39 protein-coding genes are annotated in these 23,175 nt (G+C 38.2%); 22 read left to right on the forward strand and 17 right to left on the reverse strand.

The annotated features are described in order from the left end of the window. Positions 1-117 precede the first annotated feature (117 nt). Together AABS66_RS01985 and AABS66_RS01990 are read left to right on the forward strand one after the other, a co-directional pair. Positions 118-315: a KTSC domain-containing protein gene (locus tag AABS66_RS01985; RefSeq protein ID WP_430224568.1), complete on the forward strand. Its 198-nt coding sequence runs from the start codon at positions 118-120 to the stop codon at positions 313-315. Between the two features lie 630 nt (positions 316-945). Beyond that, positions 946-1,077 (forward strand): entericidin A/B family lipoprotein, encoded by a 132-nt coding sequence (locus AABS66_RS01990; protein ID WP_273804176.1) that lies wholly within the window; start codon positions 946-948, stop codon positions 1,075-1,077. 347 nt (positions 1,078-1,424) lie between these two features. Here AABS66_RS01990 and gss read toward each other — a convergent pair whose 3' ends face one another. Continuing rightward, positions 1,425-3,305 (reverse strand): bifunctional glutathionylspermidine amidase/synthase, encoded by a 1,881-nt coding sequence (gene gss / locus AABS66_RS01995; protein WP_273804175.1) that lies wholly within the window; start codon positions 3,303-3,305, stop codon positions 1,425-1,427. 296 nt (positions 3,306-3,601) lie between these two features. Here gss and AABS66_RS02000 point away from each other — a divergent pair, with 296 nt between their 5' ends. After that, positions 3,602-3,877: a DUF883 family protein gene (locus AABS66_RS02000; RefSeq protein ID WP_273838957.1), complete on the forward strand. Its 276-nt coding sequence runs from the start codon at positions 3,602-3,604 to the stop codon at positions 3,875-3,877. An 892-nt stretch (positions 3,878-4,769) separates the two neighbouring features. On the opposite strand, the gene AABS66_RS02005 is transcribed toward AABS66_RS02000, so the two are convergent. The 3 genes from AABS66_RS02005 to AABS66_RS02015 form a co-directional block, all read right to left on the reverse strand. Further along, positions 4,770-5,216, reverse strand: a complete 447-nt coding sequence (locus tag AABS66_RS02005; protein WP_430224504.1) for a lysis protein — start codon at positions 5,214-5,216, stop codon at positions 4,770-4,772. Between the two features lie 175 nt (positions 5,217-5,391). Beyond that, positions 5,392-5,862, reverse strand: a complete 471-nt coding sequence (locus AABS66_RS02010; protein ID WP_430224505.1) for a lysozyme — start codon at positions 5,860-5,862, stop codon at positions 5,392-5,394. Beyond that, positions 5,862-6,131, reverse strand: coding sequence for an HP1 family phage holin (locus tag AABS66_RS02015; RefSeq protein ID WP_430224506.1), 270 nt, complete (start codon positions 6,129-6,131; stop codon positions 5,862-5,864). Before AABS66_RS02015 ends, AABS66_RS02010 begins: the two co-directional genes overlap by 1 nt. Positions 6,132-6,326: 195 nt before the next feature. On the opposite strand from AABS66_RS02015, the gene AABS66_RS02020 reads away from it, so the two are divergent. Then, positions 6,327-7,319 (forward strand): acetyltransferase, encoded by a 993-nt coding sequence (locus AABS66_RS02020; RefSeq protein ID WP_430224507.1) that lies wholly within the window; start codon positions 6,327-6,329, stop codon positions 7,317-7,319. Between the two features lie 173 nt (positions 7,320-7,492). Here the strand turns inward: AABS66_RS02020 and AABS66_RS02025 are convergent, their stop codons facing one another. Then, positions 7,493-7,840 (reverse strand): MliC family protein, encoded by a 348-nt coding sequence (locus AABS66_RS02025; protein ID WP_273804170.1) that lies wholly within the window; start codon positions 7,838-7,840, stop codon positions 7,493-7,495. Between the two features lie 597 nt (positions 7,841-8,437). On the opposite strand from AABS66_RS02025, the gene AABS66_RS02030 reads away from it, so the two are divergent. Next, a complete protein-coding gene (locus tag AABS66_RS02030) occupies positions 8,438-8,644 on the forward strand; it encodes a thiamine biosynthesis protein ApbE (protein WP_273804169.1) in 207 nt (68 codons plus the stop codon). A gap of 92 nt (positions 8,645-8,736) precedes the next feature. Here the strand turns inward: AABS66_RS02030 and AABS66_RS02035 are convergent, their stop codons facing one another. The 12 genes from AABS66_RS02035 to AABS66_RS02090 form a co-directional block, all read right to left on the reverse strand. Continuing rightward, entirely contained in the window at positions 8,737-9,129 is a 393-nt protein-coding gene (locus tag AABS66_RS02035; protein ID WP_273804168.1) for a YgiW/YdeI family stress tolerance OB fold protein, read from the reverse strand. 251 nt (positions 9,130-9,380) lie between these two features. After that, entirely contained in the window at positions 9,381-9,764 is a 384-nt protein-coding gene (locus AABS66_RS02040) for an antiterminator Q family protein (RefSeq protein ID WP_273804167.1), read from the reverse strand. A gap of 325 nt (positions 9,765-10,089) precedes the next feature. Next, a complete protein-coding gene (locus AABS66_RS02045; protein ID WP_430224508.1) occupies positions 10,090-10,707 on the reverse strand; it encodes a recombination protein NinG in 618 nt (205 codons plus the stop codon). A 105-nt stretch (positions 10,708-10,812) separates the two neighbouring features. Then, positions 10,813-11,028: a hypothetical protein gene (locus AABS66_RS02050; protein WP_430224509.1), complete on the reverse strand. Its 216-nt coding sequence runs from the start codon at positions 11,026-11,028 to the stop codon at positions 10,813-10,815. Then, the gene (locus AABS66_RS02055) at positions 11,025-11,474 is read right to left on the reverse strand and encodes a hypothetical protein (RefSeq protein WP_430224510.1); all 450 of its coding nucleotides are present in this window, start codon (positions 11,472-11,474) and stop codon (positions 11,025-11,027) included. The genes AABS66_RS02050 and AABS66_RS02055 overlap by 4 nt, the downstream gene beginning before the upstream one ends. After that, a complete protein-coding gene (locus tag AABS66_RS02060; protein WP_430224511.1) occupies positions 11,464-11,679 on the reverse strand; it encodes a DUF7279 family protein in 216 nt (71 codons plus the stop codon). The genes AABS66_RS02055 and AABS66_RS02060 overlap by 11 nt, the downstream gene beginning before the upstream one ends. Before the next feature lie 187 nt (positions 11,680-11,866). Beyond that, positions 11,867-12,250 carry a DUF551 domain-containing protein gene (locus AABS66_RS02065; protein WP_210781953.1) on the reverse strand — a complete coding sequence of 128 codons (384 nt, stop codon included), beginning with the start codon at positions 12,248-12,250 and terminating at the stop codon, positions 11,867-11,869. 45 nt (positions 12,251-12,295) lie between these two features. Further along, entirely contained in the window at positions 12,296-12,496 is a 201-nt protein-coding gene (locus AABS66_RS02070) for a hypothetical protein (protein ID WP_430224512.1), read from the reverse strand. Positions 12,497-12,521: 25 nt separating this feature from the next. After that, a complete protein-coding gene (locus tag AABS66_RS02075) occupies positions 12,522-13,256 on the reverse strand; it encodes a replication protein P (RefSeq protein WP_430224514.1) in 735 nt (244 codons plus the stop codon). Beyond that, positions 13,253-14,194 (reverse strand): replication protein, encoded by a 942-nt coding sequence (locus AABS66_RS02080; protein WP_430224515.1) that lies wholly within the window; start codon positions 14,192-14,194, stop codon positions 13,253-13,255. The genes AABS66_RS02075 and AABS66_RS02080 overlap by 4 nt, the downstream gene beginning before the upstream one ends. Positions 14,195-14,260: 66 nt before the next feature. After that, positions 14,261-14,587: a hypothetical protein gene (locus AABS66_RS02085; RefSeq protein ID WP_430224516.1), complete on the reverse strand. Its 327-nt coding sequence runs from the start codon at positions 14,585-14,587 to the stop codon at positions 14,261-14,263. 115 nt (positions 14,588-14,702) lie between these two features. Beyond that, positions 14,703-14,888, reverse strand: coding sequence for a Cro/CI family transcriptional regulator (locus AABS66_RS02090; RefSeq protein WP_042847907.1), 186 nt, complete (start codon positions 14,886-14,888; stop codon positions 14,703-14,705). Between the two features lie 107 nt (positions 14,889-14,995). Between AABS66_RS02090 and AABS66_RS02095 the strand changes: the two genes are divergently transcribed. The 17 genes from AABS66_RS02095 (at position 14,996) to AABS66_RS02175 (ending at position 23,079) form a co-directional block, all read left to right on the forward strand. Further along, on the forward strand, positions 14,996-15,706 hold the full coding sequence (locus AABS66_RS02095; protein ID WP_430224517.1) for a LexA family protein: 711 nt from the start codon (positions 14,996-14,998) through the stop codon (positions 15,704-15,706). A gap of 142 nt (positions 15,707-15,848) precedes the next feature. Next, positions 15,849-15,983, forward strand: coding sequence for a hypothetical protein (locus tag AABS66_RS02100; protein ID WP_262410967.1), 135 nt, complete (start codon positions 15,849-15,851; stop codon positions 15,981-15,983). Positions 15,984-16,024: 41 nt separating this feature from the next. Continuing rightward, complete coding sequence (locus tag AABS66_RS02105; RefSeq protein ID WP_430224518.1) at positions 16,025-16,609, forward strand: DUF6932 family protein; 585 nt, start codon at positions 16,025-16,027, stop codon at positions 16,607-16,609. Further along, positions 16,602-17,492 (forward strand): hypothetical protein, encoded by an 891-nt coding sequence (locus AABS66_RS02110; protein WP_430224519.1) that lies wholly within the window; start codon positions 16,602-16,604, stop codon positions 17,490-17,492. Before AABS66_RS02105 ends, AABS66_RS02110 begins: the two co-directional genes overlap by 8 nt. Positions 17,493-17,864: 372 nt before the next feature. After that, entirely contained in the window at positions 17,865-18,131 is a 267-nt protein-coding gene (locus tag AABS66_RS02115; protein ID WP_430224520.1) for a hypothetical protein, read from the forward strand. Positions 18,132-18,144: 13 nt separating this feature from the next. Next, positions 18,145-18,420, forward strand: coding sequence for a hypothetical protein (locus AABS66_RS02120; RefSeq protein ID WP_430224521.1), 276 nt, complete (start codon positions 18,145-18,147; stop codon positions 18,418-18,420). A 37-nt stretch (positions 18,421-18,457) separates the two neighbouring features. Continuing rightward, complete coding sequence (locus AABS66_RS02125; RefSeq protein ID WP_430224522.1) at positions 18,458-18,805, forward strand: hypothetical protein; 348 nt, start codon at positions 18,458-18,460, stop codon at positions 18,803-18,805. Between the two features lie 2 nt (positions 18,806-18,807). Then, a complete protein-coding gene (locus tag AABS66_RS02130; protein WP_430224523.1) occupies positions 18,808-19,128 on the forward strand; it encodes a hypothetical protein in 321 nt (106 codons plus the stop codon). 17 nt (positions 19,129-19,145) lie between these two features. Further along, positions 19,146-19,346, forward strand: coding sequence for a hypothetical protein (locus tag AABS66_RS02135; protein ID WP_430224524.1), 201 nt, complete (start codon positions 19,146-19,148; stop codon positions 19,344-19,346). Next, entirely contained in the window at positions 19,331-20,329 is a 999-nt protein-coding gene (locus AABS66_RS02140; protein WP_430224525.1) for a hypothetical protein, read from the forward strand. The genes AABS66_RS02135 and AABS66_RS02140 overlap by 16 nt, the downstream gene beginning before the upstream one ends. 127 nt (positions 20,330-20,456) lie before the next feature. Next, positions 20,457-20,585, forward strand: a complete 129-nt coding sequence (locus tag AABS66_RS02145; RefSeq protein WP_430224526.1) for a hypothetical protein — start codon at positions 20,457-20,459, stop codon at positions 20,583-20,585. Next, entirely contained in the window at positions 20,582-20,782 is a 201-nt protein-coding gene (locus AABS66_RS02150) for a hypothetical protein (protein ID WP_430224527.1), read from the forward strand. The genes AABS66_RS02145 and AABS66_RS02150 overlap by 4 nt, the downstream gene beginning before the upstream one ends. Then, positions 20,779-21,252 (forward strand): class I SAM-dependent methyltransferase, encoded by a 474-nt coding sequence (locus AABS66_RS02155; RefSeq protein WP_430224528.1) that lies wholly within the window; start codon positions 20,779-20,781, stop codon positions 21,250-21,252. The genes AABS66_RS02150 and AABS66_RS02155 overlap by 4 nt, the downstream gene beginning before the upstream one ends. A 141-nt stretch (positions 21,253-21,393) precedes the next feature. Then, on the forward strand, positions 21,394-21,747 hold the full coding sequence (locus AABS66_RS02160) for a hypothetical protein (RefSeq protein WP_430224529.1): 354 nt from the start codon (positions 21,394-21,396) through the stop codon (positions 21,745-21,747). 15 nt (positions 21,748-21,762) lie between these two features. Beyond that, the gene (locus tag AABS66_RS02165) at positions 21,763-22,377 is read left to right on the forward strand and encodes an ERF family protein (protein ID WP_264403435.1); all 615 of its coding nucleotides are present in this window, start codon (positions 21,763-21,765) and stop codon (positions 22,375-22,377) included. After that, positions 22,378-22,842 carry a single-stranded DNA-binding protein gene (locus AABS66_RS02170; RefSeq protein ID WP_430224530.1) on the forward strand — a complete coding sequence of 155 codons (465 nt, stop codon included), beginning with the start codon at positions 22,378-22,380 and terminating at the stop codon, positions 22,840-22,842. A 75-nt stretch (positions 22,843-22,917) separates the two neighbouring features. Beyond that, positions 22,918-23,079 carry a hypothetical protein gene (locus AABS66_RS02175; protein WP_172974374.1) on the forward strand — a complete coding sequence of 54 codons (162 nt, stop codon included), beginning with the start codon at positions 22,918-22,920 and terminating at the stop codon, positions 23,077-23,079. Positions 23,080-23,175: the final 96 nt, after the last annotated feature.

Raw genomic sequence — 23,175 nt, forward strand, 5'->3', positions numbered from 1 at the left:
ACGACCTAATCATCTGTAAATTCTAACTAAATATTTGATATTACTAAGAGCCATACTACACTTTCAAATACTCTTATTATGTGTTTTACATAAAGGCTCAATATGTATAGATTATTAATGAATTTAGTAGAAATTGAATCTATTGAATACAATCATGACAATAAAACCTTGGAAATTGGTTTCCATAACAAGCTAACTCATCAGTACAAAAATGTCCCCTACATAGAATATCAGAGATTAATCATATCTAAAGATATACCGCTATATATTAACAGGTGTATAAAAGATAAATATATCGAAGTTTCAAAATGTTAAGAATACTTTATCCACTCTTATTATTGGTGATATTTTGGTCATGTTTATTGTGGGAATTGGTATATTTTATCGCTGCTTATACTACCAAGGTGTTTAACCCCACCAATACTAAAAAATAGTTTGCATATACTGAAAAATTAACTACATTTAATACGATATTCAACTACATAAAGCAGCATTTTTAGCCCACTTCATCTTTGTGGGCTTTTTTTATTTCATAATCTTTGTGATTATCCATTTCTTCCATTCACTACTTTGGATACTACCCTACAAAAAAGACCGTGGCATTACCTAGCCAATTAGGTAATGCTATTGATGATAATAACAAAAGAAAACCAACTAATAAGTATTGGAAAATATGAAGCATACGGATAAATAGCTCTTTTAATATCATAGAGTGTACCCTTTTTTGCTAATGTTGATTAATCACAAAATAAGTATTAACACTTAGAATATAGCAGCTAATTTTCATTTGTCAGGTATCACTAATCATATTAACTCCACAAAGATATGATGGGTTTAATACTGAAACTCTTATTCCCTACAGATAAAAATAGTAAGTTAATTATTCTGCTATAATTATAAATGATCTTCTGTAGCTTATAACTTCACATTAAAAAGGAAGAAAATATGTTGAAAAAAATCAGTTTCCTCATCTGCTCATTAGCTGTTGCTTTCACACTAACTGCCTGTAACACAACTAAAGGTGTTGGTGAAGACATAGAGGCTGGAGGAGAGGCAATACAAAGAGCAGCTAAGTAACCTCCCCCCTTACCTAAAACACTAGGGGATAAGCTTACTTTGTCCTTCTAGTGTTTTCTTATACTTTTAACGACACTCATATTCGTATTTTCTTTTCCGTATTTGCTTACACTTAATCCATGTGGAAAATTTACTAATCATCTATGCTGATAGTGTATTCAAACTATTGCTTCGTTTTATTTTGCCCCAGTAATGGGGCATTTCTTTGTTGCTCAACTTTCCTTTAAGCAAAGGCCATCAGCTATTAACTGATGGCTTGAGATACTGAGGAAATAGTATTGCTGGGACCAACTTTAACAAGGTAATCATATGAAGTTTAAGAGATATATTTTCTGATATCGTATCCATTATAAAAAATCATTATCATCAAGCACCCATAATGGCTCTATATTACTATCCTTTTTGATAACTAATGATGGATCTGATCGTAAACATGCTCCTCCATAATGTCCCCCAACAGTAAATGTGCAGACTTGAATAAAACGACCTTCTATATTTGGTAAACACCATAATTGTTGGTAAATATTTTCCTGTTGACCAAATTGACCTGAAGTTTCATCTAAAACTGTATCGCACTTATCAACTAATCCTATGTTGTCACCACAACGGCCAGCTATTGGCTTAATCGCATAACCACTCAAACGTAATTCATCACTGATGTCAAAACTTGTATTCAAAAGATAAGGGTGATGAGGAAATAACGACCAAAGAATAGGTAATATAGCTTTATTACTTGGAATGACTGTCCATAAAGGCTCAAAGACGCGAATCTCAGGTTTTAATAATACATCAACTAGTCTGACGTCATTATATTCTGAGTGCCCAGTACGAATTTGTAGAGCTGAATGCTCATAATCTTTCTCACATTCTTGTCGAATTTGCTCAAGAGCAGTTTCCCACGCCCATGTTTTCCATACACACTCTAATATACGGCCATCACTATCAACAACTTGACCTGTTTCATTCCAAAATAATTCTTCTAAACCATGAATGATTTTATAATCGAATCCAGCTTCGGTAATTGCATATGCCATGTATTGCGAATGATAATCTTCTTCACTATCTGCATCCTGCATAATGTGAATAAAAGGTTTAGCAGAAGAGTGTTCCCATGTGCTAGAAAGTAATTCGGTTAAGTGGCCACTTGGGTTTTTGCCATCTTTCAGTTGCCCTGCTTTTGCCCACCTATCAATAATGACCCCTGCCTCTGTATGACAAGAAGCTGAATCCGCATTATATTCATAGACTTTTAATCCTCGTTCATCTAAACAAAAGTCTAATCTTCCTGTAATCATATCATGGCGCCGATTCTTCCATGATAAACGTATACGAGGCCAAAGCATTTCTGGAATGTTAAAAAGTTTCAATAGATTATCACTCTTTAACACTTTTTCTGTCGCATGCAGATACATAAGATGAACTTCATTGGTTGCTTGTATCAATTTATTTTCAGCTGTGCTAGATATTGTAAAATATTCATGAAGAGCACTATTTAGCTTACGACCTTGCCTAGCTTGAATATATTTATTTTCTATGGGATTTGATTCATTCAACCATTCTTTATTATAGTCAATTTTATTATCTATTTTTGCAGCATGAATTTTTAGCAACTCAGGATTAGTATACGGCCCTGAATAAGCATGTTCATCACTATCTGTTTGTATCATCCACCCTAAAATTTTAGTGTCTGGGAAAGTATCTGATAGTGTATATCTTTCTTTATCTCTTTTCAGAGGCAATTCCCGTGTCCACTGCTGACCTATAGGCAATTTATGATGGATGACATTTTGCTCAGCGATGCGAACTTTATCATCATAAACCTGCGTAATAATTGCTATATGGCCTGTTTTATTAAACTCGCCACCCTCATCCCAAATTAACAATGCCCCCGCGGTAGGCTTGATAGGACTCCCGTTAACAAAAGCTTTTAGCGGTAAAATGTCATCATCAACTACGTGCCGTAAAAAACGCAAAGAAAATATTTCATATGCCATACCGACATCACTAAAAACAACTCCATAATTGAGATATAAAAAACGACGAGCAAACTCAACACATTGCCATTTATAACCCATATATTCATTACCAATATAGCTACGAAAAGAAATATCATTTTTGCTATCAAAATTAGATAATGAATCGTAATCTGATGAATATATTGCTACACCTCCAGGAGCATATCCGAGTAAGGCCCCAAAATGCTCACGTTCATTACTAATTAATCTCATGCTCTAACTCCACCTTAATCATAAACCTATGCTGGCCATGAGCATCAGTGTACGCTTATTAAATATAAAAAATCTACTATTGATTAGCTGATAACTGTCTGAGTACAACATAATAATATTAACCAATCTAACTTAACACACGAATACCTGCTAATCCTGTAGGGTTATAAATTAATAAGTTAATATTATATAATTCTTGCATAATTAAATATTATGATGCTTTAATGTATAAAGTTTCAACGGAATTGTTTATTTTTATAACTTACACTTACTTAATCAAACATAGAGGTAGCATTATGGCACTTTTTGATAAAGCTGAAGGTAAAGTTGCAGAAGCAGCAGGCAAGGCCCAAGATAAATATGGGGAGCTAACTGAGTCAAATAAGCACCAAATCGAAGGTAAAGCAAAGGAAATCTACGGTAAGGGCAAGCAAGTAACTGCTGACATGCTAGAAACAGCACAAGATTATAGTCAAAATGCTCAGACAAAAATTAAACAAAATCCACTCACTGCAGTAGCCATATCTGCTAGTGTTGGATTAATTGTTGGTTTTCTCCTAGGCAGAAAATAACCCTCCCTTTATGACCTCCTCCTTACACATTGAGGGGAGGCATATTACCTCCTATTATTGTTAATTATATAAATTACAAAATAACTTATATTTATAATTTTAAAAATCTCTATAACTAACCCTTTCCAATTATAAATACTAATAATATCAATGAAGTATGAGGCAACTTTCATTCTTTGCATAGTCTCATAAGAATACTTATTTTTCTAGTATTAATACATTTCTTATTTAATTAACAATCTAATTTAGATAAATAGTCGTACTAGTTTGCATCTAGTTATTAGTGAAAATGTTATAAAGCAAAATTTAAAATAGTAATGTTCTCCCCAATTATCCCATGCTGAATATTATTTCCCTAATATGCTTACTTAATGAATCCTATTTACGGGCCTAAAAATGGCGCTCACCATAACTTGAAATATTTTTTTTCCTTTTGTTACACACTGACACCTATTAATTTATTATTCTATATTCGTTACTATAAAGGTAGTAAGAATAATGATAACCAAGATGTGTGCTGGTATTATGTTAGCCCGTTAGTCTTCCTGGCACGGGCTATTTTTTTACCTTATTCATTTTATACATAACTTTGTCATCGGCTAGTGCTTGAACTTTTCAATTTTCATTACAATCAGGCCTAAGATAGTTGAGGATATAATTTGGTATATTATTAATTTTATTATCCTTATATATACAAACAGTAGACGCAGAGTTAACAGCTGAAGATGTATCAAACATTTCATCATGTTCATGCAACGAAGCAACTATCTTAACCTGCTGCTCAGTAAGCATTTCAAGTATAAGTACTATTAGTATGACTAAGAATAATGCGTATGATAAATTGAACCAATCCACGGATAACCGTTATTTTTTAGCTAGACTGTTTCATTCATCACAAACACTCCGTTCTAATATAATCTTGCAGCCCCAATATCATTTGCGTTTGTTTTGCTATCCTGCTTCTGAGTAGCCAATAATTTCTGACAGCGGTGTCAGTAGGTCTGGCGGTTGTTGCATCATCCAAGCTGGGGGTGGTAATGCCTTCGGCTTCTTTACAACTAGCTTTGATGTACACCCGTTCAGGATTGCGCTCAGCAGCAATACGCAACTTATCAATTTCACTTTTTGCATTGGCTAGTTCCTGAATATGTTTAGCATCGAGTTTATGAAGTGATTGGACTCGTTCTTGGTAAGCTTCATTGATTTTGACTTGCTCTGTTAGCTCGACGAGTAGTGCGGCATTCTTAGTATTTAGCTCACCTATTCTCTCGTGTTGCTTCCACATTCCCCATATGGCTACCCACGCTGCGATAAATAATGCGACTCTGACTGTATTCATGGCGATTACCATATAGAAGATTAAAAATTAACTTGCTGACCTTTATAGTGATCGATGGCTTTCTGGCAGCGCTTTTCTAAGCTGGCTTTATCAATACCGCATGTATTATCTGTCATACAATAAGCACCGAAAGCAATTATTGATATCGCGAGTAGCATGAAACACATTACAACCACTATAGGTTTCCATGGCATATGGTCGCCTCCGCTTCTCGGCGATTAACGAGCCCACGCCATACCTTGCCACCAGCGTAAACCCATTTTTTAAGTTCTTCACAAGCACCGTGTTGGTCACTTTCGTTAAGCTTTTTAAGCATTGTCGACTTAGCGAATGCCCCAGTACCCACGTTAAAAGCAAATGAATAAAGGGCTGCTTTTGTATGTTCATCAACAGGAACTTTAACTAGGCGATCTACCTGCAGCTTAGTTCTCATAAAATCAAGTGCTAATAGCTCGTTGCATTCTTCTTTGGTATAAGTTTTATTGGGAACAATATCTTTCCCCGTGTGACCATAGCAAACTGTTAATACCCTGCCCACATCTTCATAAGGCTCATATCTAACACCTTCAAAATGCGCAATCACCGTTAAAGCGATAGCCGAAGCCCCTGCGCCAACAAGCACAGTTAGTTTTTGTTTGAGTGACATTAGATATCCTTAAGAGCTTTAGCCATAAGTTCGGCGGCTTTTCGTGCAGTGTCTGATGGGTTTTGTGGGTCGGTTTTATTAACAAGTTCTTCAAATAAACGGGTCCGCTTTCGCTGCTCTCGTCGATTCATAAAAAAGGTAGCGAGACCTAAAAGAATGCTAAACGCCATCCCGATAATAAAGCCCCATTCATAAAGCGATAAGCTAGCAAAAAATGCTGTAAGCCCAGCACTACCGTAGGCTGCGTTGCTATATTTATCCATACGCATGATTTCACCCCCTACGGAGTGTTCCGATGTTTAGTTAATAGAAAGCTACCAACTACAGTAGCCCAGGTTTAAATTCATGGAACTAATATTCATTCAAGATAAGTTAAAATTGTTTCTTGATTATTTCCAAGGAATTCATTTCAAATAAGTATATCAATACAGTACAATGAGCTGATTCTTATACAGGGCGTGCATATGAAACAACAAATTAAGCCTGTGTCAAATAATATTACCCAACCATATTGGCCCACGTTGAAGCTCATATTGAGCTCTCTTATTGTTTTTAATTTCTACTTAAATTTAGTCGATAAAAATAAAGCCTCATTTCTTATTAGTATTTTCGACTTAACATTAATTCCTATGTTTGTATTCATAGTTGCATTCGTAACGAAGAATGCCTCTTGGAAATCTTTGAAGCTTAGTTTGCTTCCATCTATTATAATTTATTTAATATTTCAAACAGTTGATGCAATCCCACTATACTTTTCCGGCCAATTAAGCTTAAAACTTTATCTCTTTGAACCTCAAAATGGAGTATGGTTTTTTTTAGCCATACCTGTTTGGCAAGCTTTTTTTTTATTGTTACCACAAAAGTTCAAATCTAACAGTTTAATATTATTTATTATTTTGGCGATATCATTATTTTTTTCTTATTTAGCAAGTAATTACTTAATTAGTGCATCCAGTTTCTTTTCCATTATTAAATATTTTCCATTCTTTGTAGTTGCTTATTTTATTAATGGTGAAAAAATATCTTCACTTAGAAAAAAACCTCATTATATGATTATAATCACTGCAGCCTTAGCTATAGCTGCACTTTATTATGAAGAAAATATCAATAGAACAATTTTAAATATTACTAAAGCTGATTTCTTATTATACTTTTTTGTTGTTTATATTTTAAAGTTCTTTATAAGCATAGTTTTAGGCTCTAGCATTATTTACTTTTCTTTATCAACTGATAAATATTCAAGGGTATCAAATAATGCTTTAGGTGTTTATTTAATTCATCCTATTATTTGTTTTATTCTTTTACAAACCTTAACTTACTTCCATGTAGAATATAGTTTATTATTAATAATATTACTAACACTATCAACTATTAGCATCGCTCTTTTATTGTCTTTTAACTCAACTATCCACTGGTTTATTGAACCTAAGTTAAATTTTAACAAACTAACACGGTAGGCCGGCTAGCTCCACCTTCCCACTTGGGATTCTCTACATTGGCACCAGTTATCAATGTAGTCTAACCAATCACAATGTTATTACATATTGATAACGATTTTCGGTGGCTATATATGAAAAAGGCCACGCAATGCACAGCCCTTGTGAGTTGATATGGTTAAGGAAAAGAAAAATTAATCTAGTTGTGTGGATATGCAATTCGAGAAAACAATATCACCATTTTCTTTTACTAACTCTGCTTTATCACCTTTAGTATGCAAAACTAGGTTTTCTTTTCCTGAATCAGATTTATAGCTGGCGCCAGATGCCATTTCAATTATTTTCATTGGTATGATGCGATTATCAAACCCAATTACAGCATAACTATTTTCTACATCATTAATAAATACTGCATTAAACGTTTGATTATTTGCACAGTTATAATTCACATTGATGAAGTCTTCTGACTTATTTGTGCTGGACCATGCTGAAACTGATAGTAATGACGTGCCAATTATTGTTGCTAGCATCAATTTATTCATGACTGTTCCTTACTAAATTTCTAGACTGGAAATAGTTGCACTTCAATTATAGTATAAGTCAGATATATAAAATTTATACAGGTTCATTATTAACCTGTAAATCAGTCATACAGTGAGAGCATGCAATAACAGTGTTTGTAGTCATACTTTCAACTTTCTGTAATGCACCGTATTCACCAAAATAGTAACCCACATAAGTCGCACTGCTATACTGAATAAGTTGTGGGCATGCTTTTTTGTGTAATATGACCAATCCGTCGCGGTCACTTTTTGTTAAATAATAATCCATATGCCCTGCCTCACTCTTTTTCCATCATTTTAACCTAGCAAATGGATGACTCCGTATCAACGAATAGATCTAAAACAGATAAAATAATAGTAAAAATAGATAGGTGACTAGGCTTGGCATTCTCCACAATGAAAAGGTAACTCCCAGCTTTACGGGTGGAGTTCAAGAGCGACAGGCCTACCACTTGAGTTACCTTATCGTTATAAAAAATAAATAAGCCGCTTTGGCCGATTTTATGAATTACTTTGCACTTCACGCTTAACCTTTAGTAGCATCAAGAATTACCCTTTAAAAATAGGATAAGTAGTATGCATAAAAATAAAGCTATATTGGCATGTTTTGTTATCGCTTTAGTAACTAGTTGTTCATCAAACACTAACCCCCAAACTAAGCCTGACACTTGCGTGATAAAGATGGATACCCCAGAAGGCAACTTGCCGGGTCAAATAGAGCAATCCAGTGGAAATAGTCCCGAATGTAAAGCGATTGAAAGAGCTATAGATAAAGCTATCTAGCATATGAATTAGGCAGAAGTTGGTAAATAGAGTTTTTTCAGTGCAGAAAAGCCCCCGATTATCCAATCATGGGGCTCATTAAATATTTAGAGCTACTTATTGATAATGGTTACTCGCTTCACATCAACTTCTAATGAAGCCCACTCTTTATCAATTTCACCATCTAAACGAACTTTTGTCTCAGGCGTCACAACCTGTCCACGCCAGCGCCTATCATCAATATCTACAGAGATTGAGCCAGTACTATCTTTAAACTCGTAAAGCTCTTTACCAATCTGTTTAACAATATGACCTTCAAGTGAGACCCACGCATCATCAGGAAGCTCTTTCGCTTGAACGACAGTTGTCACTGCTTGCGCCGTTGCAACAAACCCACCTTTTGGACCTACAGAACCATCATTAGAAACAAACCCACCAGCATGATTGTTAGCTAACACACCAAATGAAGCTGCTGATAATACGAGTGCAATAATTGCCTTATTCATAATAATTCCTTTTGTCTGTTAATTTTTTATAGTCTATCAATTAAATCTTAACAGGATCTTAAGGGAAATAATTAACACTTTTGATCGGTTATTGCATATAACTGCACATGTAATTCTGACAAATAGGAACCGCAAGTCTTATGTTTATTTAGGCATAAAAAAAACCACATTGCGAGGTTTCATTCTGTAAGTCAGGTGACAACGTATTCACTCTTATCACAATATCAGCTATTTTACGATCGTAAAGTGACTTAATGGATTATTTCTATGTATTTATCCATTTCCAAAGTAATATCCAACCACATCAACATACCATCAATTTGCCCCTCTGCCTTTTGTAATTTTTTACCGATGTGAGTATCAGAGCATCTATGTTTTTTTGCCAACTGAATGAATGTCTTACCAAATAGATAGTAATCAAGTAGCAGGTCGTGCATTTCGCTATCTTTCCTATTTAGCTGCGCCATGCATTCAGAGATGATCATTGCATCATCTTCGCAGCACTGGTCTCGTGACTTAACCTTGCTTGGAATTAAACTGCTAAATCCAGCCGCCACAGAATACCATTGCACTGACTCTGTATTATCCGCTGCCCAAGCTCCCCAGCGTTCTAACACTTGTTGAATATCACGCATTGTTCACCTCATGTTAATTTGCGAGCTTTTGCAGTCAGCTTCAGATTTAATATATTCAGTATTTGAAACGGTACTATCTAATTCTTTGGCTAGGCGCGAAGTGCCTTTTTTTAATTTAGTAATCATCTTACCCCCGTCGATACTGTTCCGTTTCCATCGTCTTTAGTGGAAAACATAACTCTCACTTTAGAGCTTTCACATAGCCATCTATGTTAGTTGGCTTTCATGAGACCACATCCTATTTGAACAACTGCATAATCTCGTCTGTTTTTAGCCCGAGACCATCTGACTTCTTTAATTGCTACGTCTTCAATATCCGTAAACATTAAGTTGCCTCCATGAGTTGCTTTCGCTTTTTCTCATACCAACGGGCTCTTCGAGCGAATATTGATTTCATTCGCTTGAGATATTCGATATCGAATTTACGGACCGAGTTATTGCGCTCTAAGCGTGTTACTCGCTCTTCGCCGATTTTATTGATGAGATTGATACGGTATGGAATTGGATTTCCTGACAGGTCCCTATTGCAGTGAACACAGCCAGCATGAATGTTGAGAAGATTAAACCTTAAATGACTTGCCGTACCTCTTGACCTGTAATGACTTGCATCTACGGCCCCACCTCTTACCCCGTAATTTAAGGGCCTACCACAAGCAATACATGGCTGACCGTAATCTCGCCAGAATATGTATTTGTTTACTGCCGATTGGGCCTCTTTGTTCCAGTCTGATTTTTTCTTTAACTTTTCCTTGCGGGCCCGCAATATTTTACGCTCCTCAGATAGTTTCTTTCGACGGGCCTTATTTTCAGCTCGTTTAACTTCTTTGGCGGCAAATAGTATTGCGCAGGATGTAGAGCAGACTTTTTGAGTTGATAGGTAGGGAGTAAATTCTTTATCGCATTCTTTACAGATTTTCAGCTTCGGCTTTTTAGCCTTAGCCATATATCGCCGCCTTAAATATCAAAATTGCAGCAATCAAACAGGCAAATATGGCTACCATAAATAACTTGGCTCCAAGGGTTAAATTTGGGTATTTACGCTTCATCATTACACCTCTTGGATATCAGCAACTTTGACTATTTCGTCGTTAAGCAATATGGATGTTTCCAAATCTCCACTAACCATTCTTATAATTACGTTGTGCAGTGGCTCCCCATCAGTTTCTCTTGGGTATGTAGAGTGGTATTCAGCTCGGTTATGCTTGTGGTAAAAATCCAAAGCCTGTTCTGATATCTCGTAGACCTTTCCTTTTTCTAGTTTCATCGCTCTTGCTGCTCCTTGAGTTTCATGTATTCGCTGTCGTTTGGGATGATGATTGGAATGCCTTTTTCAATACACCATGCTTCGTGTTTCTCCATCATGTAGAGCATCCGTGCTTTATCCATCTTGCGGGTTTTCTCACGCTCTCCGTTTTCATCACGACCTAGCCAGTGACCAACAAAATACTCGTGTGTTTCTTCGTTAGTGATTGGCTTTGATAGAACGACTTCGCCGTAACCATTTTTAATATCAATAACAACGCCGCGAGCACGCAGCCAATCGCCTGTGGTTTCTATCCACATACGCCATGTTTTGTTCATTGGTATTGTTCTGAGGTCACGCCATTCGGTGATTTTGATTCGGTAACGTTTACCGGTTTCTGTTACTTCTGAGAGGGTTTTGAAAATGCCTTTGAGATTGGATTTATGGAGACAGATGTCATCTGTCAATTAACCTCCCATTCTCTTGCCTTTTCTGAGCCGCTTTAAGCTTAGGGATGTATTTCTTCTTAAAGTGCCGTATTTGTTTCTTTGTTGGTTTGACTGGATAAATAATCGCATCATGTTGATTGTCGATGTAGATATTAAGTGAGAATAACCTTGGCAACTGACGATGGGCTAGATAGTAAAAATCTACTATTACCTTATCACTCACTGTTAGCTCTCCTGTTCCAACTATTATTTATTTAGACCTTCCCAAGTCCATACCCACCCAAGTAAAATGTCGTGTCTTATCAGGCCTTTCATTTCTAGTGACTTTAATGTTCTAGGTGAGGCATCTGGCTTTTTATTTCCCTTGCGAACTTCGCTCAATGCTATTTTCTGCTTTGATGTTAGTTTCATCATTCACCCTCTGGCATTGGTGGGAGCTCGTGCCAATACTTGATGTTTTCTAATCCCACTCCCGATAAAAACTCTCCATCATCCCATTTGCCATCAAAGTCACTGATGTGCATGATGTGAAGCATGGTTCCCAATTTAACAATTACTGGCTTACCAACTTCTGGCATTTTGTCGGAACACTTAACCCATTGTCCGTTAATAAATGCCTTGGCTCTTTCTCTCCAACTAGCTCTCCAAGCGCGATATCGCTTATCAATTTCTTCATGCTTGTAAGCAGTGCCACCAAGAATATTTTTATTGCGCTGCATGACCATATACTCAACTGTGTGCCCCATTTCATCAGCGCACCACTGTTCAAAGTCTGTTGGGTTAGTTCCCTGCATTAGATGCCTCCATCTGTTAACGTTGTTCCTTTCATCACTCAACCCTCACTGCTCCCACTCATAACCAACTTTAATTGCCTTGGCTTGCTTAAGAGTATTTGTTACCACTTCAGTGTTAGAAATGACCCCGTAACAATTGCACTCTACCTGCGTTAGGTAGTATTCAGTTTCTATCCCGTTGTAAGTAAATGTTTTACGAATCGGATCACCTAATACCTTGGTGACGGTATGCGTTAATAGATTCATCTAGAAGTCCTTATGATTTGGCGTGTTACTTGCGAAGTATTTTTAATCGGGCATCGTAGAATTGATGGCGATACTCTTCTAGGCTCAAGTTGCATCCCAGACTGCGCTTCAAATGCCACAAACTGCGTATTGCATAATCCTCATCAGATGGAGTGCGCTTTTTCTCAATCAGAGGAACTGGATCTGGTATTTTCTCGCCTGATTTGATTTTGTTGGCCATGACTTTAAGTTCAGATGCACAAAGTTTTATAACCTCTGAATCAGATAGGTTGCGGCTTCGCATTTCTGAGTAAATTTTAGTGACCATCCAGTAACAAGCGTTAGACTGCCAATTGAATCGCCGCCAACCTCTCACTGAGCAATATTCTTTGAACATATCGAAAAGCTCATCATCCGTAGGCAGACCCAGCGCTGTATAGTCACCCTGCTTGCACCATTGAACAAACTGACCAGGAGAAGGTAAAAACGGATTGGTTTGTTGCCTTGCAATTTTCATCCCGATATTTATTTGCTCCAGAGTCCTAATGCCATTTTCAATAAATGCGATGGTCCATTGGCGTTTAAATTCGTCAAGGTCGCTTTGTTCTTTGAAGTTGGCTATCGCCGCTGGGAAGGTTGCTTTGAGTTGTCTGAAGAGTTCGTTAAATACTTGGGCTACTTGCTGCTTTACAGCTTGTTTTTGCTGTGGTGGTGCATGTGTTGCCATTGCTTGCAGTGCCGTTGAATCACGTTGCTGGATTGCTGTAACTAGTGATTTCATACATCGATACCCTCCATCCATTCAGTGCTTTCGTAGTCTATCGATTGTCTTGCTGGCTGCTGGCTTCCTGACGCTCTTTGCGTGCGGTTTGGCTGCTGACTTTGAATAACCAGCGTTGCCCACTTCTCACGGAGTTTTGCTGGCGATAAAACATTGCTACACCAGAACGAATCTTTGCTCGCCCATTTGAACATTTTGCAAATGTCTTGGTGGGTATGCCCGTCTAGCTGTCTCATCAGTCGAACATCGTTAGCCCATGTTGCCCAGTTAGGTTCATTGGTTGCTGGGCTGACTATCAGGACCTGTGAGTAAATCCATTGAGCGGCTTTCAGGTCGTCAGCATTTCCCCACTTGTTACCTTTGGGTGAGCTAACAACCGCATCAGGCTTAACAGCTAAAACTTTTTCAGATGGTCGGTCAGAGGATTCGTTAGAATTCTCGGACGAAGAGTTATTAATATCTTTTACTGTATTTGAAATAATGTCTTTGGTGATCCCCTTTTTCGGGGATACCGCTACACGTTTTCGGGGATGGTTATCCCCGTTTTCAGGGATGGCTTTCCTTGTTTTCGTGTATACCCATTCTGAGACGTTTTTATTGATAGAAATGTATCGGTTTTGACCTATTCGTCTAACGTGAATAATCCCTCTAATTTCAAGCACTCCGACCGATTCAGATACAGGATTCCTACCTAGTTTAGTTTTCTCTTCAATCAAGATGTTTTGTATTCTGTCCTCTTTCTTTTGCCACCCCCACGTTAAGCGAATAATGGCGTTTAATACCTGCCATTCCCTACCTGCTAGTTGGAGAGCGCACAGAGCATCTTGAATTTCATTTGCTACCCGAAGGTAGCCATTATCAAGATCAGCCACCTTAACCTCTGGTTTGTCTGGTATCAGTTGTTTGTTAGCAAAGTCCACATGCTTAACAACGTTCATAACGACCTCCATATCGATTTGTTGTGTAATTAATATTCATGTATAATTACTCCCGTGAATGATTTACTAATGCGCCTCAACTGTTCTCGCAGCTGGGGCGTTTTCTTTTGTCCTCATCAAAGAAAGCTCGCCGATCTGCTTCCACAAAAAGCGATATTCTTCCTCAGATATTTTTCTCTCACCTTCCAGCACAAAATCTTTAATCCCCGAAGCTGCCAGCGTTTCGCATAGCTCAGGAAATTTGTCAGTTCTGCGTAGAATGGTTGAATCATGGACACCTAATGTTTTAGCCACTACCGATTGAGACTTAGCTCTCAATGCTTGTAATGCCGTAGCGATTAGATGATTTGATACGAATTGATTGAAGTTTTTGCGTGTTGTTGCGTAGTCCATAATTTAATATTCCATATTATTGATACAGTTAGTCCGTTACTCACGATCCTGTGAGTTGATTGGTTGCTCCAAGAGTGCCTAGAGCGATTTAAATTGTTTAAAGAGCGGGTGATTCTTATTTTTTACTACTTGGGAATGGCTTAATTTCTATGGCCTTAATTCCATTCTCAGTTTCAGTTAATAAAATATTTCTACCCTCACGAAGGGCTTTACTAATTGCTGTTTGGTGAACCCCAATTAGTGATGCTGCCTTTTCCTGACTGTTCTCTTTTACAAATTCAGATAAAGGAATTCTTTCCATGGTAAATCTCCTTTTTATTCCACACACAAATAATACTGAAAGTATTAATAAAGGTCAATACATATGGTATTAACAAATTTAATAGCTTTGGTATTAGAATTGGCGCTATGAGCAATAAGAACAAATTGACGACAGAACAGCTTGAAGATGCAAATCGACTGAAAGCTTTGTATGAGTCCAAGAAAAGATCATTGGGAATAACGCAACAGCAAATTGCTGACATGCTAGATATTAGCCAAGGCGGTGTAGGCCATTATCTGAATGGTCGAAACCCGCTTAATGTTCAGATTGCTTCTGTTTTTTCCAATGTGCTTCAAGTCCCTATCGGTGACTTTAGTCCAACTTTGGCTAAAGAAGCTGAGATGATCACTAATGCACTCTCGCCCAACGTCTCTAATCCTAGGCCATACAGACCTGCACCTAAATACCCTGTAATCAGTTGGGTGCAAGCTGGGTCATGGAACGAAGCGTGTGAGCCTTACACACTAGATCAGATTGATGAGTGGTATGAGTCAGAGGTGCACGTGCAAGGCTCTGCCTTCTGGTTAAGGGTTGAGGGTGACTCAATGACTGCGCTATCAGGCCAAAGCGTTCCAGATGGGTCATTAGTTTTAGTGGACACTGGTAGAGAACCTATAAATAACAGCTTAGTCATCGCAAAATTAACAGACTACAACGAAGCCACATTCAAAAAGCTAGTCATTGATGGCGGTCAGAAATTCTTAAAGGGATTAAACCCCGCATGGCCAATTACGCCAATCAATGGAAACTGTAAAATTATCGGTGTCGCTGTGCAGATGATGATGAAACTAGTCTAGTGGCCTGACGACACGTTTTAATATGAAGAGACTGCTAGAACTGATATCCAACGCTAACATAATGATACTGCTAGTTATTATTGCGGTGCTGGATATCATTCTATTGTTACTGATTGCTTTTGATAATTAGTGAGGGTTCGATATGAAAAAATTATTAGAACTCATCAGTAAAAATAAGCTGCTGATTGTTATGTTAATAATAGCGCTAGCAGTTGGAGCAGTGTTGCAGTTTGCAGAAGAGCCTTTTGCTTGGATTTCGATTTTCAATGCAGAGTGACGGCACGTTTTAGGGTGTGGGTGATTTTAAAAAGGACTATAATGAACAATAACATTCCTTCTTGGAACTCTATCGGGATATTACCTCCGGTAAATGAATTTGATCCTGTAGGGTTTGGACGTTCCCCGTATAAAACAAACACGATAGAGCTTGTTGATAGTTATGCTTTTAATAATAAAAGAGCATCTATTTTAATTGGCTTTTTAGCTTTTAGGGACAGATTATATAAAACTGGAATGAGCAATGGATTTCAGTGGGTTGATGGAAGCTTTACTGAAAATATAGAGCTAACAGAGTCAAGAAAACCGAATGATATTGATGTAGTTACCTTCTTTAAAGTTCCACCTGGAGAGACGCAATCATCAATAATTAGCAGAGAAATAGATTTGTTTCATCCAGCAAAAGGCGATTGGAGGAAAACAAATTTTTTGGTTGATGCATACTTTCAATGTTTAGATGTTGACCCTATTTCTCTGGTAGAAAGATCTGTATATTGGTACAGTATGTGGTCTCACAAAAGAGATATGTCTTGGAAAGGATTTTTACAGGTGCCACTTTCTAAAGATGACGATATTAAGGCTAACGCCTTGTTACAGCAACGGATATTAGGAGGCTTCAATGAATAAAGATGAATACATCTATGTTCTTAGTGAACGTAGCCAAGTATTATCCATGCTTGAATCAATGGATGAAAGTGATGTAATAAGCAGAATGAGTCTAGAATATAGACTATCCCAGCTTGATGAAGAGATAGAAAATGCAAACCTTAATATTCACTCTCCTGCAAAGGCAGTAATTACATTTAAAGGCGACCCCGTTTTAGGTACCGTTGGTATTTCGTCTGCATTTGGCGCAAAAATATTAAAAGCATTCAATGCCGCAATAACACAAGTATCAACATCACTAATGCCTGTCATTGGCAGCCAAAGAATTGAACCAATGATTATCACTGGCATCGCCAAAGGTTCATTTGGCTTTGTTTTAGAAGAGCCAGCACGTGGTGATGTGTTAGATTTTGACGATAAGTCAATAACATCCTTATCTCTTGAAAAAACATACAAAATATTAAGCTCTGCAATAAGTAGTGATGATGAATTATTATCTACTGAATTAGAAGATCTTGATGAAAAATCCATAAAAAAACTAAGAGAATTTATTGATATTTTAGTTAATGAAAGAACTATTTTCACAATTAAAAATAGTGATTTTTCTTTAGTTGTTAGAAATCCACAACAACTGGAAACTATCAGCTATAAGCTGAGCGTAGACAACATAAAAGAAGAAATTATAACACTGGACGTTACGTTTACTGGCGTATTACCAAACAGAAGAAGATGCGAATTTAAATTAATTAACGATGAGACCAACATAGAAGTGGCGGTAATAAGCCCTAACATAAAGTCTCCAGAAGTTATAAATACCTTAATCGGTAAAGCAGTCCAAGCCAAATTCTTATGTACCACTGTAGGTAGCGGCAAAACAAAATACTCCCTTAGAGACCTGCCTTAATTAAGCATACTGCTATATCAGCCCTCCCCGCGAGGGCTTTTTTGTGCCCGCAATTCCCCGCCAGTGTGATTTCCCTCGCAAGATAAATAATTTTTGAAAATAAATCCCCTTTAAATTCAAGCAAATAATACTTTTGGTATTTATTTTAATATCATTAGTATTGACCATCATTAATACCTTTAGTATTATTAATCACATCAAAGGCAAGCTGGATCCATTAGCAAGCCATGCTCTTTAAAAAATAGACAAACATGATTCAGGCATTCTTGAATCACCACTGAGTGGTTTTTGGGATTGGTTATCGCTCCGCTAAGCGTGAATGGTAGATGAGTGCGCTACCACCAATCACCAAAGATCACTTAGGAGGCAAATATGGCAACGATAAAAGTCATTGAAAGAAGTAATTACTCTCAACGCAGATATGAGCGCAGAGCTGCATTTCTAGCTCGTAAACGTGAAGAAGTAAAAACGCCAAGCCGCTCAGTGGAAGAAATATGGGACTCAATCATCAAACCAGTAGACGAAACCGATGTACTGGCCAACTTACTTATCGGGATAAAAGACATACCCGATGTAGAACGCAAGCAACCACGGCTACGCAAGCCGATTATGAGTGATGGAAGTGTTACAGCACGTTAAATAGGAGATAGAGATGGAAATATGGTTCAAACAATTTGAGTCACATGAACGTCAGATTCTGGTTAAAAAAGTACATAACACCGAAGAGTCAAAGGTCGGGGTTCAGTATTGTTGGCCAGAGAAGCTTTTTGAGGTCGATTTTGGATTATGGATAGATTACGACGACGATGATGAGGAAAGTTGTGAGGAAGCAGAAAAATCTCGCGATAAGCTGTTTGATTCCATCAATCAAGAATCAGTAGATAGCACGGTTAGCGATTTAATTCAAAAACTCAAGCTTGATGACTAGCATCGTGTTTAGTTAATAACGAATATGAGGTAGAGGTATGTTTCACGTAGACAGAGAAAAAAACTTTGAAATATGTGAGGGGATTTCAAGGTGGGGCTACAAGTGGAGAATAGATAAGCATTTTGGCGATACTGAATTTTTCTATATAGTTCAAAACGACATAGGTAAAGAGATCATTTCTGTAAACACCGCTATTGCTGGAAGAGATGGTTGTCACATGATTATGACTTCATATGACATTTTAAATATTACATCTAAGTTACTCAGTAAGCTAAAGGTACTAATTGATGATAATCCAGAAACAAAAACAAAAGAGGTCGAATGTGTTATAGAAAATGCTGAATGGGTAATAGGTGTTATTAATAATTCATTTGGGAGTAATTAACCGTGGGAAATAACAAGCATGTCAAACATGATTGGCATATTGAAATAAATAATGAAGATTTTGAGATAGTAAACAGCAATGGAAACTCTGTATGTAGTTTTCTTGATCATAAAGATGTGTTTAGAAGTGCAATTTTAGTTACCAATAGTCCATTTCTACTAAATTCATTAGTAGAAATTTTTTTGGAACTTAGAAGGCTTAATAAAATTGATGGGTTAAATGGCCTTAAAGGCAAGACAGTGCGGGGCGATAATAGTGATGACCTTGTATTCGCAAGAGATTTAATTGAATTTTGTCACGTTAAAATTCCAACAGAAACTTAGTTAATAGCGGAGGGAGTATGACAGATAAAACAGTGGTTAAAGAATTGATGTTGTCTGATATCTCTTTTAGAGATTACCTAGCTGCTGAGGCTATGAATGCAATGATTACAACAGCGGCTACACCAGTATTAACTTCAATGGCTGAGCTAGAGAATCATATCGCTATTAATAGTGAGGAATACGCACATAAGGAACATAGGAAATGGCAAATGAATTAGTCGTAATCGAGAAAGAAAATAGGCTCTCTATTTTTACTGAACCAGAGAAAGCTGGCAACTTATTATTAGCTATCAAAGTTAAGGCCAATCAAAAAAGAGAGGAGCTTGGCGAGCTGGATTTGTCTAAGGAGGTTAACAGAAAGAAGCTAGTTTCTTTAGCGTATGAAGTAACTCGCTCGAAAACTTATATTGAATCAAAAGGAAAAGAATTAGCCGCAGAGTTAAAAGAAATTCCGAAAAAGATTGATGCGGCTCGAGCTGAATTTAAAAGGGAACTTGATGCCTTAGCATCTGAAATTAAAAAACCAGCGGATGATTGGGAGTTAGCTGAAAAGGAAAGAAAGGCTGAGTTAGAGAGAATCGAAGCAGAAAAGCAAATGTTAGCGTGGCACGAAGAAGCGCTAGAAATGAATGAGGCTTTCGACAAGGCACTTGCTGAGCGTATCGAGTCAGATCATGAAATCGCCCTGCTCATGAATGAGAAATTCGACCGAGATTTAGCAGAAGCTAAAGCCGAAGCAGAACGCCAACGTATTGCACACGAAGAAGAGCTGAAGAAACAAGCAGCAGAGCAAGCTAGGTTAGAAGCCGAACAAAAAGCACAGCAAGAAATCGAAGCAGCAGCACAGCGCGAACGTGAAGCAAAGGAAGCCGCCGAACGTGCAGAGCGTGAAAAGCAGGAAGCTATTCAGCGTGCCGAGCAAAAAGCTAAAGAAGCTCAGGAGAGAGCCGAGCGTGAGAAACAAGCAGCTATCGAAGCTGAGCGCAAGAAAGCTCTTGAAGCTGAACAAACGCGATTAGCGGAAGAAGAACGCAAACGTAAGGAAGATGCTAAACGTCAAGAAGATAAAGAACATCGCCGCAAGTATAACCAAGAAACATTACAAGCTTTAGTCAGTAACGGATTTGATGAAAAATTAGCGACTGAATTTATTAAGCTAGTCGCAAGTAACCAAATCCCACACATGACAATGAATTACTAATACCCATCGCACCAACACCAGAACACTTTAAATAACTATGTGAGGACATCACATGGGCGATAACTATTACTACGCAGCCTTAATCATTATGACTGCAATCCTATTACCTCTATTAACGAGATAAATCATGCAAATCGACAAACATTTTCTACGTCTGGCACAGGCACAGGCGCGAATCGCTATAAGCCAACGTTGTGATGATGTTTGGTGGTTAGCGATGGAATTTCTCAAAGCGAGTTACGGGAGGTCTGAATGAACAAGCTTATTTTTGAATCCAAAAACATGTACACGCAAACGGAACCTGCGGCATGTGGTGGAACAAGAGCAATCATTCACATGGATAGTGGATATCTCATTGAAACGGACGACCCTGAAACTCTTATTTTAAGCATGAATGTAACAAAGGAACTGTTGCAAAAAATACTCAAGGAACGGCATGAGGACGCAGCATGAAACAGATACTAGATATGTGCTGCGGTAGTCGCATGTTTTGGTTTGATAGGCAAGACAACAGAGTAATTTACAGTGATATAAGGGTAGAAAAACACATTTTATGTGATGGCAGGAAGCTAAACATAACACCAGATATTATCGCTGATTTTAAAAACCTACCCTTCCCTGATAACTCATTCCATCAAGTTGTATTCGACCCACCTCACTTAATTCGCGCTGGCCACAATGGTTGGATGTTTAAAAAGTACGGGCGATTAAATAAAGAATCGTGGAAAGAGGATTTAGCGAAAGGATTTAGTGAAGCATTTCGAGTGCTGCGGACAAACGGAACACTGGCTTTCAAGTGGAACGAAACCCAAATTCCAACAAAGCAAGTGTTAGCTCTTACTGACTATAAACCAACGATAGTTCAGCGCGTCGGCAAGAACGACAAAACTCACTGGATATTATTCATTAAGGACGCAGCATGAGAATTTCAGAGTATGAACTTAAGCAAAGGCAGGATGCCGAAAGACGACGCAGGGAGCGTGAGGAAGAAGCTGAATACTATCGCATGGAAAGCCTTGGCATTCAGACTCAGTCAACTCCTAGTAGGTGGATGAGAGGTGAATATGGGTAAGTATTTAATACCTGCATTCCCTAGTCATAAAAGCAAGGATGCTGCCCTGAAATATGCTTTATCAATGATTGATGAAGATATCGAAAGGCGGAGAGTGCGCGACCTAACGGACGATGAAATTCAACCAGTTGAAAGGATTTCAACACTAGAATTAGCTCTCGCCGCACTAGTTAAAAGTCAAAACTTAGAAATGTCTCAATTCTACCCTCCTCTACCTGAACACATTCAAGCGCAACGAAGACAGGCTAACTTGGAGAGATATGCAAGGCATTTATCCAAAGATAACTTTGACCCATATCGTGGCGCCACAGAGATTCCATTAGGCGGCAGGGTTGTAGGTGACTAATTTTCGGAGGGAATTATGAGTGAGGTATACAAAGCAATAAGTAATGTTGCCAAGGAGTTGGCAGAAAAAGGCATTAGCAAGGAGAAGCCAAAAGGTGGCGGCGTAAATTATGCGTTTAGGGGTATTGATGCGGTTTATAACGCCCTAGCCCCTGCATTAGTTAAGCATGGATTGCTTATCTTAACTCGCTGTACTGAGCGCTCGGTATGTGAGCGCCTTAGCCAGAAAGGCACACCATTGTTTTACGTAACCGTCAAAGCTGAGTTTGATTTTGTATCTGTCACGGATGGCAGTAAGCACACAGTCATGACTTATGGTGAAGCTATGGATAGCGGGGATAAGGCTACAAACAAAGCAATGTCGATTGCATACAAGTACGCAGCATTTCAAGCGTTCTGTATACCGACCGAGGAAACAGCGGTCGATGCTGACGCAGAGGTACATAACGTAGCACCGAGAACACCAGAGCAAATATTAAGTGATTACACAGGCTTTTTGCATGAAGCAACTAGCGAACTTGCGATCACGAATGAGTACAAAAAAGTATGGAATGAATTAAGCGGTACTCATCAAGAAGAGTGCAAGCGACTAACTGGAATAAGAATTAGCGAACTTAAAAAGGCGGTGTAAATGGCAAGTAAAGGTGTAAACAAAGTAATTCTCATTGGTCACTTAGGCCAAGACCCTGAAATACGCTACATGCCTAATGGTGGCGCAGTAGCAAGTCTAACACTAGCCACATCAGAATCATGGCGTGACAAACAATCGGGTGAAATGCGCGAGAAAACTGAGTGGCATAGGGTGTGCATCTTCAGCAAATTAGCGGAAGTTGCAGGTGAATATCTGAAAAAAGGATCACAAGTCTATATCGAAGGTTCTCTGCAAACGCGCAAATGGCAAGACCAAAGCGGTCAAGACCGATACACAACGGAAGTGGTAGTAAATATCGGTGGGTCTATGCAAATGCTAGGCGGTAACGGTGGCAATCAGGCAGGAAGCCAACAACCAACGCGACAACCTCAGCAACGGCAACAAGCGCCAACGCCACAAAATAACGAACCACCGATGGACTTTGACGACGACATTCCGTTCTAGCCACCATTCCCTATGTGATTTAACCAAAAGATATAACCATTACTCAGTGCAAGGATGCAAACAGGAGATAGATATATGAATAATGAAAATTGTAGTTTTGAAGAATGGCACGATTTATTAATGCAAGTTGCTGCAGACCACGGCGGTAGCGCAGCAGATGCAGATGCATGGCGTGATGATTACGAAGCAGGAAAAACACCACTTGAAGCGTGGGTTGATGAATGGGGTGAGGATTAATCAGGGAAAGGCTTAATTTAACTAGCAGGGATGCAATGAAAGTGAAGACACATATGTATTAATTCAGTCTTTTGGGTGTGGATTAGTCACATGGAT

The organism is Providencia sp. SP181 (assembly GCF_050446505.1).
GTDB lineage: Bacteria > Pseudomonadota > Gammaproteobacteria > Enterobacterales > Enterobacteriaceae > Providencia > Providencia vermicola.

What these genes read in the sequence shown, in the direction of transcription:
- AABS66_RS01985 (WP_430224568.1), top strand. Translation starts at nt 118, where the DNA reads ATGAATTTAGTAGAAATTGAATCTATTGAATACAATCATGACAATAAA.
- AABS66_RS01990 (WP_273804176.1), top strand. Translation starts at nt 946, where the DNA reads ATGTTGAAAAAAATCAGTTTCCTCATCTGCTCATTAGCTGTTGCTTTC.
- gss (WP_273804175.1), bottom strand. Translation starts at nt 3,305, where the DNA reads ATGAGATTAATTAGTAATGAACGTGAGCATTTTGGGGCCTTACTCGGA.
- AABS66_RS02000 (WP_273838957.1), top strand. Translation starts at nt 3,602, where the DNA reads ATGGCACTTTTTGATAAAGCTGAAGGTAAAGTTGCAGAAGCAGCAGGC.
- AABS66_RS02005 (WP_430224504.1), bottom strand. Translation starts at nt 5,216, where the DNA reads ATGAATACAGTCAGAGTCGCATTATTTATCGCAGCGTGGGTAGCCATA.
- AABS66_RS02010 (WP_430224505.1), bottom strand. Translation starts at nt 5,862, where the DNA reads ATGTCACTCAAACAAAAACTAACTGTGCTTGTTGGCGCAGGGGCTTCG.
- AABS66_RS02015 (WP_430224506.1), bottom strand. Translation starts at nt 6,131, where the DNA reads ATGCGTATGGATAAATATAGCAACGCAGCCTACGGTAGTGCTGGGCTT.
- AABS66_RS02020 (WP_430224507.1), top strand. Translation starts at nt 6,327, where the DNA reads ATGAAACAACAAATTAAGCCTGTGTCAAATAATATTACCCAACCATAT.
- AABS66_RS02025 (WP_273804170.1), bottom strand. Translation starts at nt 7,840, where the DNA reads ATGAATAAATTGATGCTAGCAACAATAATTGGCACGTCATTACTATCA.
- AABS66_RS02030 (WP_273804169.1), top strand. Translation starts at nt 8,438, where the DNA reads ATGCATAAAAATAAAGCTATATTGGCATGTTTTGTTATCGCTTTAGTA.
- AABS66_RS02035 (WP_273804168.1), bottom strand. Translation starts at nt 9,129, where the DNA reads ATGAATAAGGCAATTATTGCACTCGTATTATCAGCAGCTTCATTTGGT.
- AABS66_RS02040 (WP_273804167.1), bottom strand. Translation starts at nt 9,764, where the DNA reads ATGCGTGATATTCAACAAGTGTTAGAACGCTGGGGAGCTTGGGCAGCG.
- AABS66_RS02045 (WP_430224508.1), bottom strand. Translation starts at nt 10,707, where the DNA reads ATGGCTAAGGCTAAAAAGCCGAAGCTGAAAATCTGTAAAGAATGCGAT.
- AABS66_RS02050 (WP_430224509.1), bottom strand. Translation starts at nt 11,028, where the DNA reads ATGAAACTAGAAAAAGGAAAGGTCTACGAGATATCAGAACAGGCTTTG.
- AABS66_RS02065 (WP_210781953.1), bottom strand. Translation starts at nt 12,250, where the DNA reads ATGCAGGGAACTAACCCAACAGACTTTGAACAGTGGTGCGCTGATGAA.
- AABS66_RS02070 (WP_430224512.1), bottom strand. Translation starts at nt 12,496, where the DNA reads ATGAATCTATTAACGCATACCGTCACCAAGGTATTAGGTGATCCGATT.
- AABS66_RS02075 (WP_430224514.1), bottom strand. Translation starts at nt 13,256, where the DNA reads ATGAAATCACTAGTTACAGCAATCCAGCAACGTGATTCAACGGCACTG.
- AABS66_RS02080 (WP_430224515.1), bottom strand. Translation starts at nt 14,194, where the DNA reads ATGAACGTTGTTAAGCATGTGGACTTTGCTAACAAACAACTGATACCA.
- AABS66_RS02085 (WP_430224516.1), bottom strand. Translation starts at nt 14,587, where the DNA reads ATGGACTACGCAACAACACGCAAAAACTTCAATCAATTCGTATCAAAT.
- AABS66_RS02090 (WP_042847907.1), bottom strand. Translation starts at nt 14,888, where the DNA reads ATGGAAAGAATTCCTTTATCTGAATTTGTAAAAGAGAACAGTCAGGAA.
- AABS66_RS02095 (WP_430224517.1), top strand. Translation starts at nt 14,996, where the DNA reads ATGAGCAATAAGAACAAATTGACGACAGAACAGCTTGAAGATGCAAAT.
- AABS66_RS02100 (WP_262410967.1), top strand. Translation starts at nt 15,849, where the DNA reads ATGAAAAAATTATTAGAACTCATCAGTAAAAATAAGCTGCTGATTGTT.
- AABS66_RS02105 (WP_430224518.1), top strand. Translation starts at nt 16,025, where the DNA reads ATGAACAATAACATTCCTTCTTGGAACTCTATCGGGATATTACCTCCG.
- AABS66_RS02110 (WP_430224519.1), top strand. Translation starts at nt 16,602, where the DNA reads ATGAATAAAGATGAATACATCTATGTTCTTAGTGAACGTAGCCAAGTA.
- AABS66_RS02115 (WP_430224520.1), top strand. Translation starts at nt 17,865, where the DNA reads ATGGCAACGATAAAAGTCATTGAAAGAAGTAATTACTCTCAACGCAGA.
- AABS66_RS02120 (WP_430224521.1), top strand. Translation starts at nt 18,145, where the DNA reads ATGGAAATATGGTTCAAACAATTTGAGTCACATGAACGTCAGATTCTG.
- AABS66_RS02125 (WP_430224522.1), top strand. Translation starts at nt 18,458, where the DNA reads ATGTTTCACGTAGACAGAGAAAAAAACTTTGAAATATGTGAGGGGATT.
- AABS66_RS02135 (WP_430224524.1), top strand. Translation starts at nt 19,146, where the DNA reads ATGACAGATAAAACAGTGGTTAAAGAATTGATGTTGTCTGATATCTCT.
- AABS66_RS02140 (WP_430224525.1), top strand. Translation starts at nt 19,331, where the DNA reads ATGGCAAATGAATTAGTCGTAATCGAGAAAGAAAATAGGCTCTCTATT.
- AABS66_RS02145 (WP_430224526.1), top strand. Translation starts at nt 20,457, where the DNA reads ATGCAAATCGACAAACATTTTCTACGTCTGGCACAGGCACAGGCGCGA.
- AABS66_RS02150 (WP_430224527.1), top strand. Translation starts at nt 20,582, where the DNA reads ATGAACAAGCTTATTTTTGAATCCAAAAACATGTACACGCAAACGGAA.
- AABS66_RS02155 (WP_430224528.1), top strand. Translation starts at nt 20,779, where the DNA reads ATGAAACAGATACTAGATATGTGCTGCGGTAGTCGCATGTTTTGGTTT.
- AABS66_RS02160 (WP_430224529.1), top strand. Translation starts at nt 21,394, where the DNA reads ATGGGTAAGTATTTAATACCTGCATTCCCTAGTCATAAAAGCAAGGAT.
- AABS66_RS02165 (WP_264403435.1), top strand. Translation starts at nt 21,763, where the DNA reads ATGAGTGAGGTATACAAAGCAATAAGTAATGTTGCCAAGGAGTTGGCA.
- AABS66_RS02170 (WP_430224530.1), top strand. Translation starts at nt 22,378, where the DNA reads ATGGCAAGTAAAGGTGTAAACAAAGTAATTCTCATTGGTCACTTAGGC.
- AABS66_RS02175 (WP_172974374.1), top strand. Translation starts at nt 22,918, where the DNA reads ATGAATAATGAAAATTGTAGTTTTGAAGAATGGCACGATTTATTAATG.